This window comes from Paenibacillus humicola (genome assembly GCF_028826105.1).
Classification (GTDB): domain Bacteria; phylum Bacillota; class Bacilli; order Paenibacillales; family Paenibacillaceae; genus Paenibacillus_Z; species Paenibacillus_Z humicola.
On sequence record NZ_JAQGPL010000001.1, the window covers coordinates 5,082,812 to 5,096,339 of the forward strand.

8 protein-coding genes and 1 pseudogene are annotated in these 13,528 nt (G+C 59.7%); 1 reads left to right on the top strand and 8 read right to left on the bottom strand.

What is annotated here, in order from left to right; all coding sequences use genetic code 11:
* Nucleotides 1-66: 66 nt before the first annotated feature.
* On the top strand, nucleotides 67-987 hold the full coding sequence (locus PD282_RS23345) for a LysR family transcriptional regulator (protein WP_274653669.1): 921 nt from the start codon (nucleotides 67-69) through the stop codon (nucleotides 985-987).
* Here the strand turns inward: PD282_RS23345 and PD282_RS23350 are convergent.
* The 8 genes and pseudogenes from PD282_RS23350 to PD282_RS23385 all read right to left on the bottom strand — a co-directional run bounded on the left by PD282_RS23350 (nucleotide 984) and on the right by PD282_RS23385 (nucleotide 13,459).
* Nucleotides 984-1,778: a carbohydrate ABC transporter permease gene (locus PD282_RS23350; RefSeq protein ID WP_274655434.1), complete on the bottom strand. Its 795-nt coding sequence runs from the start codon at nucleotides 1,776-1,778 to the stop codon at nucleotides 984-986. The two genes, PD282_RS23345 and PD282_RS23350, sit on opposite strands and share 4 nt — an antisense overlap.
* 43 nt (nucleotides 1,779-1,821) lie before the next feature.
* Nucleotides 1,822-2,715: a carbohydrate ABC transporter permease gene (locus tag PD282_RS23355; RefSeq protein ID WP_274653671.1), complete on the bottom strand. Its 894-nt coding sequence runs from the start codon at nucleotides 2,713-2,715 to the stop codon at nucleotides 1,822-1,824.
* Between the two features lie 77 nt (nucleotides 2,716-2,792).
* A pseudogene (locus PD282_RS23360) lies at nucleotides 2,793-4,084 on the bottom strand (ABC transporter substrate-binding protein).
* 446 nt (nucleotides 4,085-4,530) lie between these two features.
* Complete coding sequence (locus tag PD282_RS23365; protein ID WP_274653673.1) at nucleotides 4,531-6,498, bottom strand: dihydroorotate dehydrogenase; 1,968 nt, start codon at nucleotides 6,496-6,498, stop codon at nucleotides 4,531-4,533.
* 150 nt (nucleotides 6,499-6,648) lie between these two features.
* Nucleotides 6,649-7,407 (bottom strand): cyclase family protein, encoded by a 759-nt coding sequence (locus tag PD282_RS23370; RefSeq protein WP_274653674.1) that lies wholly within the window; start codon nucleotides 7,405-7,407, stop codon nucleotides 6,649-6,651.
* Nucleotides 7,408-7,786: 379 nt separating this feature from the next.
* Nucleotides 7,787-12,223 (bottom strand): OmpL47-type beta-barrel domain-containing protein, encoded by a 4,437-nt coding sequence (locus PD282_RS23375; RefSeq protein ID WP_274653676.1) that lies wholly within the window; start codon nucleotides 12,221-12,223, stop codon nucleotides 7,787-7,789.
* Nucleotides 12,207-12,347 (bottom strand): hypothetical protein, encoded by a 141-nt coding sequence (locus PD282_RS23380; protein ID WP_274653678.1) that lies wholly within the window; start codon nucleotides 12,345-12,347, stop codon nucleotides 12,207-12,209. The genes PD282_RS23375 and PD282_RS23380 overlap by 17 nt, the downstream gene beginning before the upstream one ends.
* 113 nt (nucleotides 12,348-12,460) lie before the next feature.
* Complete coding sequence (locus PD282_RS23385) at nucleotides 12,461-13,459, bottom strand: glycoside hydrolase family 43 protein (RefSeq protein WP_274653680.1); 999 nt, start codon at nucleotides 13,457-13,459, stop codon at nucleotides 12,461-12,463.
* Nucleotides 13,460-13,528: the final 69 nt, after the last annotated feature.

Below are 13,528 nucleotides of genomic sequence, written 5' to 3' on the forward strand. Positions count from 1 at the left end.
GTGCGTCTAATATATAATTACATGATAAACAATTCGCAGCGCGAATCGTACAGGAGGAGAAACCCATTGGAAATCCGGCACATGGAGTATTTTGCGGCGGTTGCGGAGGAGCTTAATTTCGGCAGAGCGGCGCAGCGGCTGAATATGACCCAGCCCCCGCTCAGCATGCAGATTCAGCAGCTGGAGCATGAGCTCGGCGTCGTTTTGTTCCATCGCACGAACCGCAGGGTCGCGCTGACGGAAGCGGGCAAATATTTTCTGATCGAGGTCCGAAAAATATTGGCCGGCATCGAGCAGGCCGCCGAAATCGCGCAGCGCGCGCACCGGGGCGAATTCGGCTCCCTGGCGGTCGGGTTCGTCGGCTCCGCCACGTACGACATTTTGCCGGCCGTCATCCGGGAATACCGGTCGCTGTTCCCCGCCGTGCAGCTGTCGCTCTCCGAGCTGTCTTCGCCGGCCCAGATCGAAGCGCTGCGCGAAGGCCGGATCGATGTCGCGATTTTGCGGCCGCCCGTATCGGACGACTCCATATCGACGTCCATTCTTGCATCGTCGCCGTCGGTAATTGCCGTAGCGCATACCCATCCGCTCGCCCGCAAAAGCCCGCTCAGCCTCGCGGATTTCGCCGGCTCCCCGTTTGTCATGCTGTCCAGAAAAACGTGGGCCGGCTTCTACGACGTCGTGCTGGGCACCTGCATGGAGGCCGGCTTTCACCCGAATATCGTGCAGGAGGCGCTGGAGTTTCAAACGGTCATCAGCCTGGTGGCGGCCGGAATCGGCGTCGCCATGGTGCCCATTTCGGCGATGAATCTTCATACGCAGCACGTAAGCTATATCAGCCTCGGCAGCTCGCTGCCGGAAATCGCCATGGGCATCGCCTGGCGCAAATCGGACCGCTCCCAACTGCTGGTCAATTTTTTGCAAATCGCCGAAAAATGCGCGCGAACCATCGGCCCGAGCGGGGAGCAGAAGAATGCAGGCGGCTAACCTTTTACCGCCCCCGCGGTCATTCCGTCGACGAAATAGCGCTGGAACGCCAGGAACAGGATGAAGATCGGAAAAATCGAGAAGAACGAACCGACGATGAGCAAATCGTAGTTGTTGCCGTAAGGCGTGAGCAGCGTTTTCAGACCGATCGGCAGCGTATATTTGCCGGGATCGCTCAGCACCATGAACGGCCACAGCAGGTTGTTCCAGCTTTGCATCGCATTCAGGATCCCCATCGCCGCGAAGGCCGGCTTCATGACCGGCACAATAAGACGAACGTAAATCCCGTATTCGCTCGCGCCGTCCACCCTGCCGGCCGCGATCATTTCCTTCGGGACGCCGATCAAATACTGCCTGAAGAAGAAGATGGTGCCTGCACTGGCCACACCGGGCAGGATGATCGCGGTGTACGTATTCATCAGCCCCAGGTCATAGGTCAGGGTATACAGAGGCAGCAGCAAAATTTCAAACGGCACCATCATGATCATCAGCACGCATATAAACAGGACGTTCTTTCCCTTAAAATCGTAAGCGGCAAACCCGTACGCCACGGCGGAGCTGACCAGCAGCGTGAGCGCGACCTGCACCACAGTCAGCGTAACGGAATTGAAAAACCAGACGAAATACGAATTGTCGCCCGTAAACAAGAAAACGAAATTGTGAAGCGTCATAACCGAGAAATCGAGCTTCAAATTCAGCCCGTACCGGATCAGCTCCTGCCCCGGCTTGAAGGAAGCGATCGTAATCGCATAGAACGGCAGGATGACCAGCACGCTCAGAATCGCAAACATCGCAAGCAGCAGGATTTGGGCGATGCGCTGTCTCTGTTCCACGTTATTCCTCCTTCCTGAACAGGCCGGTAAAGGTCAGCTGCGTCAGGTTCACGATCATCGTCGCCAGCAGCAGCACGATTCCGACGGTGGCGGCGTAGCCCAGATCGTTTTTCTCGATGCCCTGCCGGTACAAATAGCCGATGATCGTCAGCCCGATATTTTTGGGCGAATTGTTGCCGTTCCACAGCATCAGGCTCTCGACGAACATCGCCATCCCGCCGTAAATGCTGATCGTGAGCACGTAGACGGTGGTCGGCTTCAGCAGCGGCATCGTGATGCGGGTAAACTTCTGGAACGAGGAGGCGCCGTCGATGGAGGCGGCCTCGTAATATTCGTCCGGAATGTTTTTCAGTCCCGCCAGAAAATACAGGATATTAACGCCGGTCCAGCGCCAGGCCGCCAAGGAAACAAGCGCGACGAAGCCTGTCGACTGCTCCTTCAGAAATTTGACCGGCCCCGCTCCGAACAGCTTCAGCACGCTGTTCATCAGCGAGCCGTCCATTTCCCCGAACATCAGCCGAAAAATGGTGCCCGCCACGACGACCGATGTCAGCGCCGGAAAGAAAAAGGCCGATTTGAAAAACTCTCTGCCCCACATAAATTTATAGTTGATGAACACGGCGAACAGCATCGGAAACGGAATGAGGATGATCAGGGTCAGTACCATATAAAGCGCGCTGTTCTCGACAGCCTTCAGAAAGATCGTATCCCCCAGCAGCTTGGCGTAATTGTCCGTCCCGATCCACTGCGCCGGCTGGCCCAGCGTCGTCTGCTGAAAGCTCATTTCCACCGAGTTCAGCAGCGGATACAGCCAAAACACCAGAAAAATCAATACGAACGGAAGCACAAATATATAAGGAGCGACCTTTTGCGAGTAGAGGAACCGTTTGACCATGCTCCGTCCATCTCCTCTCTATCCTGGAATACGGCCGCCCTGCGGCAGGGCGGCCCGCGCGCGCCGCCGGCGTTCCCCTACTTCAGCTGCTGCACAATCTGGTCCTGCGCCTCGTCCAGCGCCTGCTTGACATCTTTGCCGTCTTCGAATATCTCGTTAAGCGTCGTCGTGTCCAGCACGTTGTTGATCGTCGGCGAAGCGGGAGTCGACTTGATCAGCCGGATACCGTCCTTAATTTGATTCAATACGTCGAACGGGTTGTTCTCGAAGTACTGCACGAACTGGTTGTTCGGATTATGCGTTACCTCTTTCATGTCCCAAACCTTCGTATTGACGGATCAAAGCCGAGCGTGTTCCAAATGACGATCTCGGCATCCACCGTCAATTTGGAGAAGGCCAGGAAGTCTTTCGCCAGCTGGATATTTTTCGACGATTTCGTAACGACCGTGCCGGTACCGCCGCCGCCGTAGGAGGTCGGCATTCCCTTCTCGATGACCGGGATCGGCGCAATTGCGATCTTGCCCTTCAGATCGGGCATGTAATTGACGAAGCGGGACATGATCCAGAACGGCATCATCATGCTCGCGTATTTGCCGGTGTTGAATTCGCCGTACGCTTCCTCCGTATCCGGCTGTCCGCCGGCAATCGTGGCGATGACGTTATTTTTTTGCAAATCCTTCAGGATCGTGAGGCCCTTGATCATTTGCGGCGAGTTGACGATCGGGTTGCCCTTGTCGTCCGTATAGTCGGCTCCCTGCTGCGCCAGCATCATGGATTCCTGCCAGGATGCGCTTGTGTCCGCCGTGCCCATATGTACGCCGGTTTTTTTGTATACCTCGATGCCCGCTTTTTTGTAATCGTCCCAGGTGACGATGTCCTTGTAATTCACGCCGGCCTTGTCCAGAATTTCGGTGTTGTAGAACGCCATTGCGGCGCCGACGTGGGTCGGAATGCCGTAAATGTTCCCGTCCTTCGTATAGAGATCGAGCCTGGACTTGACGATCGAATCCCGATAAGGCTCCACGATATCGTTCAGCGTTTCGAGCTGCGGAGTGCCTTTCAGAAAATCGGGAAATTTGCCGACCTCGATATCCGCGATATCCGGCGCGCCCTGGCCGGTTTGAAGGGCGATCGACAGCTTGTTATGCATATCGTCGTAAGGCATGACCGATACTTCCAGCTTGATTTGCCGGTCCGGGTATTTTTCGTTCCATTTCTTCAGCATCGACTCGAAATGCTTCCCGTGCAGCTCGACGAACGTCCAATATTTGAGCGTTGTCGCCTTATCCCCCGCTCCCCCGTCCATGACGCTCGTTTTCGCCCCGGTAGCCGTGGAAGATTTGCCGCATCCGAACAACAGAAACCCCATGGTCAAAATTAAAAATCCCGCCAAAAATCTCTTCATCCTGCAACCTCCCTCGAATAAATAAAATCGTCAGGTTTCGCATCGGACCGAATTGAAAACGTTTCCGAAATCTAAAATAGCACATTGCTCCTGCCATGTAAATACTTGTATTAATATAATTATAAATTCATTAATCTATTGGTCGTAAGCCGCTTAAGAGAAGGTGTAGATATTCAATTGCAATAATATTACTTAATTCATATAAACCAAACCCAATTGAACGCCGCCTTAAGCCGGCAAGCAGCCGAAAAAAAACCAGCCCTTCGGCAGCTGATGCCGAAGGGCTGGCGTAATAGCGAGACGCTGGATTCTGGCGGTTGAACACCCCGCGCGTTCCTGTTCCTGTGTTCTTACACACCGGAGGATCGAAGGGCCGGCTCTCTAAGGGACTGCCATCTGAACGCCGGCGATTACCGGTCCGTCCCTAGAGCGGACGATAGGGGCCGCCGGGTCAAATACGGATAGAGCAGAATCAGCCCCGCGATGTAGACGGCCAGCGCCCCATACAGCGGGAGCAGATGGAAGAAATTCGTGTACCCGATCGACAGATGTACCGACAGCCCCGCGGCAAATGCGGGCGTTCCCGCCGCCAGCAGCATGTACCAGAGCCAGCGCCGGCCTTCCTGCACGCCCCACAGGGCCGTCGCCAGCAGCGCCGCCGCATCGGAGAACAGCGCGCCGCCGAAGCCGGCCCGGTCGTGAGCGATGAGCGGAAGCAGCCGCTCATTCAGCTGCCGCAAGGTGTCGGCGGAGGTGCACAGGTACATGAGATCCTCCGGCACGAAGACGTTCGTGATGCCGACCAAGGCAATGACGATCCCGCCGATTCCAAGCCCGGCGCCGAGCGCGACGAAGCAAAGCTGGCCCCACAGAGCCCGCTTCCAGACACCGCCGTTCGTCAGCGCGGGAAGGCGGTCCACCGCCCGTTCGGCGCGGCCCCGCATGGCGAGGACGAAAAGCGGTAGCAGCAGCGCGGCCGCCAAGGCATGAAGCGGATCGAAATAGCCGTAGCCGAGGTACAGGAAAAACGAGCTGAAGCCGACGATGCCCGAAACGAGCAGCGCCGTTTTGGCCCAATGCAGCCCCCGGCCAAGCCCGTACCGGCCGAGCATCGCATACAGCACGCCGATTGAGATCATCGTCCCCGCGAGCGTGACGCGGTCGTGGGACATAAAGCCGAGCAGCCGCGGATTGGCCCGGATGAGCTCGGACCGGTCCTCCCCCAGGAAGGCGGCGTCGTAGGGCAGCATGACGCTCGTCGACGCGACGATCCAGGCCAGAATGCCGCCGATGATCATGCCGAGGCCGAGCAGCGTCATCCACCCCCAGCCGCCGAAGAAGCCGGGCTTCGCACGGCGGTCGTCATCCTCCGGGGACGACTGCTCCGTTTCGTAGATCAGCGCCTCGTTAATTCGCTTCGGCAAGCCAGGGCCGGCATATACCAGCCCGCTGTGCAGCAATACCGCGTCGGCGCCGGCCTTGCGCAGCTCGAGCGCGTCCTGCGGCTCGTGCACGCCGCATGCCGCCAGCACCGCCGGCGCTTCTCCCGCAAGCAGGCGCAAGCGGCGCAGCAGCTCAAGCCCCGGCCGTTTGGCTTCGCCGGAGACGACGAAACCGCCGCCGCTATAGATGCCGTCCGCGATATAGAAGCCCCGCCAGCCGGCATGAAGTACGGCATCGACCGCGGCCGCCAGCGTTTCCGCATCCGGCTGCAGCGGCAGGGCGAGCAGCAGCGGCTTGCCGTTCGAAGGGGAATCGTTCGTCCCGGCCAGCTTCGCCCTAAGCTCGCGCAGCAAACGCCGGGTCCGCTCCGGCTCCCCCGCCTCCACGCAGCCGTCGACGATAAAAGCCGCCGCGTACGGCTCGAGCCGGCGCATCAGCTCGAGCAGCTGCCCGGCGGCCTGCTCCGGGCCGCTCCCGGGCATCGGGGTGATCCGCACGATATTCGGCAGGGCGGAAGGCCGCGATTTTCTTAGCCGCCGCTCGATTCGGTCGATCCCTTCGCTGCGGAAGGGAGAAGGGTAGAAGATCGCTTCCTCGCGGGGAGACAGCCGCACTTCTTCGTTTTCGCCGCAGGGTTCGGGCGTGACGGGCCCGATCTCCATGAACCCGAAGCCGAAGGGGGACATCGCTTTGCGGGCGGTAAGCCGCGGGTCGACCGGTCCGGCGAGGCCGACCGGGTAACGGACCGGAAAACCGAGCTTGTCGCTGACAAGCGCGCCGCTGAACTCCATATGGCCGAGCGTGCGGATGACCAGCTGGCCGAAGGGCAGACGGCTCAGCGTTCCCATCGCGCCCAAGGTGATATCGCGGGCCGTTTCCGCCGGCAGGCGGAACAGCAGCGGGCGAAAGATCGTTTGATACGACCAGTCCGGCATCGCATGTTCACTCCCCTCGAAAATTCGCCTTCCATTCCCGAAATCGATTGAAAAATGAATGGCGCAACCGCCGCCTGCTCCAGTATCTGTCTGCTGCGGCAGATCAGATGGCGATGCTATCCGTTCGGCGCGATGACGGAAAGGCGCTTCCTAGTCCTCCAGGATAGCGACCGGGCGCGCCCAGCCGGCGCTCGCCTTCTCCACTTTGACCGGGAAGCAGCTGATTTTAAACCCGAACGGCTTCGGAATGCGGTCCAAATTGGCCAGCTTCTCGATCTGGCAATATTCCCGGTCCTTGCCGATAAAATGCGCCGCCCAGAGCACGCCGTCCCGCGGCTGCCTTTTATACGCCTCGGCCTGCAGGTTGAGCGGAATGTCCCAGCCCCAGCCGTCCGTGCCGACGACCTTGATGCCCTGGTCCAGCAGCCACAGCGTCGCTTCCGCCGAAACGCCGGCATGAAGATAAGCATAATGCTCGTCGTACAGCCGTTTGTCCGCATCGCTCCGGATGAGCACGATATCGTAAGGCTTCAGCGCATAGCCGATCCGCTCCAGCTCGGCGGCGAGATCGTCCGCCGTAATCTCGTAGCCCGGCGGCTTGGCGCTGAAATCGAGCAGAACGCCGTCGGAGAAAAACCACTCCAGCGGCAATTCATCGATCGTTCTGGCCGGACGGCCTTCCGACGTCGGCCAGTAATGCCATGGCGCGTCGATATGTGTGCCTGCATGCGTATTCAATGTCACCGTTTCCGTCGCCCATGCCCTGCTTTCCGGAAAATCATCCGGCTTAAGGCCGAGCACGGCAGCCGCCTGCAGCGCCCCCGCCTCGTGGGAGGCGTAGTCGATTTTGGCCGGCAGCGGCTCGCGGATGCGCGGGCTGAGCGGCACGCTTAAGTCTATCAGCTTCATCGATTTCTCTCCCCTCTCTTTAACGTTCACATTATATCCCGCCGCGCCGCGGAAGTCATCCCCGGCTCAACCCGCATACCGCGCCGAAAAAAACGGCTTTTGTCCGGCAATCGCCGGACAAAGGCCGCAAACATGGTTCATGCCGCAACGCATCTAGCAAGGCCGCCGCTCGGCCGGAGCAAGCCGCGGGCGGGTATTGCCGCCGCGTCAACCCGCAATCCGCGCGGATGAAGCAAGCCCCTGCTCAGTCGGACCTGGCCGCGGGCGGGTAGTGCCGCTGCGCCAACCCGCGCGCCGCGCGGATCTCGTACGGCCCCCGGCGCGGGCGGGGCAGGCCGCTGCAAAAACCGCGTGCCGATATGGCGCGGCAGCCGGCGGATTATGACACGCCGGACCACTGCGCGATCAGCGCAAGGGCGTCCGCGTTCAGAACCGCCTTCGCGTGCTCGTCGCCATCCGTTCCGAGCGCGCCGTTGTTCAAATGCTTCGCGAAGTCGCCCATCATCTTCGCAGCTTGGTCCGGCCGTCCCAGCTCAAGCTGGTGCCGGGCCTGCGCAAGATTGCTGCCGAGCTGCTGCGCCAAAGGCTCCCTCAGCTCCGCCCGGTAGCGACCGAGCAGCGCTTCTATGGAATCGATGCTCGTCGTGACGTTTAACTGCAGGCCGCTTTGAAGCTTGTTTCCGGCGGCATCCGCGGCTTGGACCGCCACCGCATGGGTTCCCGGCATGCCCGCCATATCGATCGTGACGCTCGGTCCTTTGGCCGGATCGATCGCGTACACCAGATCGCTTACGCTGATTTGGCCCGAAACAACGCCCGACAGGTTATCGTAAACCTCGAACGTGACCGGCTGGTCGTCGCTGATCGAATCCCCGGCTTGCAGCTCGCGCCCGTCCGCGAAAAGCTTGAATGCCGGCGCCGTTTTGTCCACCTTGACCGCTGACGTCTTGGCGTCCTCCACATTGCCTGCCTGGTCCGTGGAGCGGAACTGCAGCGTGTACAAGCCGTCATCGGCGAGCTTAATCGGTTCCGAATAGACGGTCCAGTCGCCGCTGTCCCCAAGCCGGTATTCGGTCTTGGCCACCCCCGACGAATCGTCCGACGCGGTCAGTGCCGCGGTCACCTCCGACGTATACCAGCCGCCGCTGCCTGCGGTTCCGGTCAGCGCAAGCGTCGTCACCGGCTTCGTATGATCGAATTCCAGCGTGACCGGCTCGGACACCGGCGATTCCGGCGACGAGAGGCCGGTTGAGCTGACCTTGTAATAATACGTGACTTCGGGGTCAAGTCCGGTGTCGTGAAATTCCGCCTCGCTCCCGCTATATACCGGCGAATACGTTCCATCCGGGCCTGCCGCACGGTACAGCGTATACGTCAGAGCGCCCGGCGTTTTGTTCCAGGTAATCGCCGCCGAACCGGCCCCGGATGGCACGGCCTTCAGCCCCATCGCGTGGTCGCGCGTCTGCGCCGGGTCGACGATCATGATCCAGTTGATGAGCGGATCCTGCGCCGCCGTATTTCGCACCGTAACGTTGATCGTGCCGTCCGTGACGTCGACCGTGTTGGCGTACACCTTGTCGGAGATGAAGGTGATCGCGTTCTTTTTCGCGCCGTTGATGTACAAGTCCGCCTTCCGGGTGCTGTTGCTCCAAATATCGTTAAAGCCCGTGTATACCGTGTAGGTTCCGTTTCGGACCGTAAACTTGTACGTCAGGTCTGTACCTGCCGGCGAATGGACGACATTGCCGCCGTTCAAATACCGGAGCGTGTTGAAAATATCTCCGCTCGTCGAACCGGCCGGATTGGAGTTCGTGCCTGTGTATCCCCACGGAACGGCGTCCGCCGGATTGTACGGCTGCTCGACGGCATCCTTGTTGATCAGCGTATCCTGCATGTAAGCGGTCATCAGCGTATAATCGCTTGTGGCATAGCCGCCGCTGTTGACGAAATAGACCGTTTTGTCCGGAATCGCATACAGTTTAAAATTCAGCGTCTTGTTGTTGAACGCCGGAAGCGTCGCCTGCAGCGTATACGGACCCGGCTGCGCGAAGGTGTCCGCCGTCACCGGCTGCGCGTCGACCGTCCACGAGACCGGCGTCGTTATCGCTTCGGCGGCGCCGCTCGGCGTCACTTCGATTTGCTGCGGAAGCGAAAGCGCCGTTCCGGTAGTGATCACCTCGGGAAGCTTGACGTTTGTCGACACGCTGCCCATATGGTCCAGCAGATCCTTGGTCCAGCTGTCGTACCATTTGATGGTCATATCCGAGCCCTGCCCGAATTCGATCGGCAGCCAAATGTATTTTGCGCCGCCGTTTGCCGAGAAATTGCCGCCGTTCCAGTCGTCGCCCACGTAGATAAATTTGCCTTTGGCCGGGTCGACCGGAAGGACGGAGGCCGTCTGAGAGTTGAACGACGTCAACGGGTTCGGGTCGGAAGGCGACGTCCGGACGAACGGGTCGACCTGCGGCGACCACTGACCCAGCATGCTGCTTGAAACGCTGACCATATTCTCGTTCGGCGACCATCCGGTTGCGCTCGAGGTCAGCAGATAATAATTGCCGTTATATTTGAACACCGCCGGAGCCTCGCGCGTGCCGCCCGGATATACGCGGATATAATCGACGCCGTACACGCCTTTATAGGTCGAATCGCGCACCGGATTGCCGTTTGCGTCCACGCGGCCGTCCTTATGCCATCCGGTCACGTCCGTATAATCGTCCGTCAGCTTGGAGATATAGATCGTCCGGTTCTCTTCGCTGGAGTAAATCAGATAAGCCGTGCCGTCGTCGTCCTTGAACAGGTTCATATCGCGCGCCATCCCCGGATTGCCCGGCTGATAATCGGTCTGATCCGGCGGGCACTGGTCCATCCGGTAGCTCTTCTGATACACGAACGGGCCGGTCGGCGAATCGCTCAGCGCATAGCCCGCCTGGGCTTTGCCGTAGTTCGCATTGTCGTTGTAAGGGTCTTTGTCCCCGTCGATATGCGCCCACATGACGTATTTTTTCGTTTTGTCATTGTAAATGACCTTCGGCCGCTCGATAATCCGCCCCAGCCGGATGTCCGCCCAAATGTCGACCGTATCGGTCCTGCCCGCATACAGCTTGGAAATCAGCGGATCGTTCGTAAAATCGTCCATCGATTTGACCATCGTCAGCGCCATGCCTTCGTCCTTCCAGTTGAGCAGGTCGGTCGAGGAATAGACTCTGACGCCCGATGAGGGCCACGCGCCTTTATGATATTCGCCGTACCAGTAATATTTTTTGGTCTTCGGATCGTACAGGAACCCTGCCCCGTGCGCATCGATCGGATTGCCGCTCGTATCCGCCCAAATCTGGTCGGGAGTATAAGCGGTCCGCACCGTGCCGACGCCGAGCGGCTTCGATACGGCCGTTGCCGTCCCGTCGATTACGGCGCTAAGGGTATAGAAATATCCGGTGCCCTGCGTCAAACCGGTATCGGTAAACGACGTGTCCGTGCCGCTGTACAGCTGGACGTACGTCCCGTCCGCGCTTGACGACCGGCTCACCTTGTAGCTGACCGCCGTTCCTTTCACGGGGTCCCAGGTCAAGGCTGCGGAAGAAGCGGTCGTCGACGCCGCTTTGAAGTTCGCCGGAGCGTCGTACCGGTAGGTCGTCGCCTGCGCGGCGGCGGCCGGCGATTCGCCGCTCGGATTATAGGCCGTGATGTTGTACCGGTAAGCCGCAGCGGGAGCGAGTCCCGTATCCGTGCAGCTGGTCGCCGTTCCGTCGTATACCTTGGCGAAGGTCTGGCCGGCGTCCGCCGAGCGGTAAACCCTGTAGCCGGTCGCCTTGGGAACGGCCGTCCAGCTTAACCCGACCGAAGACGAATCGATAGCGGCCGCCGTCTGCCCGGTCGGCGCGCCGGGCGGCACCTGCTTCGTCCGCACGCTCAGCTCGGACGACCACTGGGATTCCGTCAACCCGCCGTACAGATAAGCCACTTTATAATAATAGGCGGTATCGGAGGTCAGGCCCGTGTCCGTGAAGCCGGTGTCCGTCGTGTTCGCCACGAAAGCGTAGCCGCTGCCCGGCGTCGTCGAACGGTACACGTTGTAGCTGGAGGCTCCGTCGGCCGGATCCCATTGAAGGGCGATCGAGGAGCCCGTTTGAGCGTCGGACCGAACGGCGGAGGCGTTGGCAGGCGGTGCGCCCGCGACCGTCACGTCGTCGGCCTGGATCGCCTGCCACTTGTTTCGGATGCCGATTTTGCCGCCGGCATAGGTGGTATCGGCCGCATCGAAAACGAGCTTGTCCGTCCCTCCGCTCACGATATAGCACTTGATCGAGCTGCCGACGAGCACCATTTTAAGCGTATACCACGTGTTTTTGCTCATCGGGTAAGCGGCGCTCTTGATCACGGTGTCGGTGCCGTCAATCCGCTTGGAGAGCACCAGCGTTCCGGTGGCCTGCATTTGAAAATAATAAAAATCCTTGTCATCCTGAACGCGCGCCAAAATACCCGGATAGCCTCCGCCGTCCCCGGTATTGAAACGCATCGATATCGAGGAATCCGTCCAGGCGGGATCCCCTGCGGTAATAATGCCCTCCCCGGTATCCGTCTGGCGCAGCACCTTGTTCCCGGAATCGGCCGGGTCCGCGGCGACGGTCCATGTGCCCGAAGCAACGGTCCATACCGGATTCGCCGTATAATCCCCGTCCGAGAAGTCGTCCTGCAGCATGACCGGCGGCGCTGCGGGCGCAGCCGAAACGCTCTTCGGCTGCACAAACTGGAGCGGTATGATCAGGGCAAGCAGCAGCGGCAGCCATGCCGGCTTGTTATACCTTTTCTTCACGAAATCCCTCTCCTTTATCGCGTTCGTCACTTAAGCGGTAGTGCAAGCGTTGTATTGCTTCAAAGGTCTTTGCCGAAGCGGCCGAAGGCAGCTCAGCGGCTCCTCCTCCCTTCGGATCGATCATCTCCTCCTCTCACCCAACAGCTATCGTTTGATGAACCCGGCATAAGTGAAACCGGTTTCACTAAACTCGAAAACAAATGCCCCGCCTGCACGTACAGGGAGGCTTCCCTCCCGCTAGCTGCCGTGGAGGTCATCGCGTGCGCGCACGACTTCGAAGCTGACGCCGGTATCGCGCATGGCATAAATGTTCGCTCTGGACTCGGGCATCCGGAACGGCCGGTGTAAAATGAGCAGCGTCTCTCCCGCGAAGGTTTCGAAAAGCATCCCGTGCCCGCTGTCTCCATAGACGAGCGGTTCGAGCTGTTCCCAAGGTCCTTCCAGCCTGCCCGAGCGGGACCGCGCGATCGTCTGCACGTAGCCGTCCTTATTGTAGCTGGACCACAGCATGACAAGGCGGCCGCCCGACGTCCGGTACAGCTGGCAGCCGTCGGTCACATAGACGCGGTGCTTCGTGTCCGGCTTCGCCTCCGCTTTGATCCACGGGGCGTCCGAAGCCTTGAACAGATGAACCGGCTCGCCGCCCGCTTCCGTCAAATCGCCGCGCAGCCGAATCGCTTCAAAAGTGCCGTCAATGAGCTGAATCCATTCGTGGGCATACACCATCCACGGCTGGCCGTCCTCGTCCGTGTACAACGTGCCGTCAAGCGTCATAAAATCGGCCGGAGGAACCGGGCCGTCCGTCTGCAGCAGGCGGAACGGCCCTTCCGGGGAGTCGCTCGCCGCGATGGCGGTGCCCCGCATGTGATTGATTTTCCACACCTCGGGAGGCTCCGCGAGAATACGTTCCTGATTATGTAAAGTGACGAACAAATAATATCGGCCCTGGTACGCGTGCACCTCAGGGGCCCATGTCCCGTGGCCGGGATGCGCCCACACGTTGTCGGGAACGGTAAAAACGACAAAAGGGCCTTCCCAGTCCAGCAAATCCGCGCTTTTATACATCAGCACGCCGTGCCGGTCGAGGCCGGTGAACCGGGGAATCGCGCTGGTGTACAGATAATAAACGCGGTTCTCCTTATCGGCCACTACAAATGGATCGTGTACCGGGATATCCTTCAGCCGATGGCCCTTGCGCGGATTGGCCGCGTCCGAAGCGGCGTTATAAACCGGCATATCGACAGCTCCTCCCTTGCTTGTTATGAAATGGGTTTCATAAATGAATGAAGGCTCGAATCGCAAGCT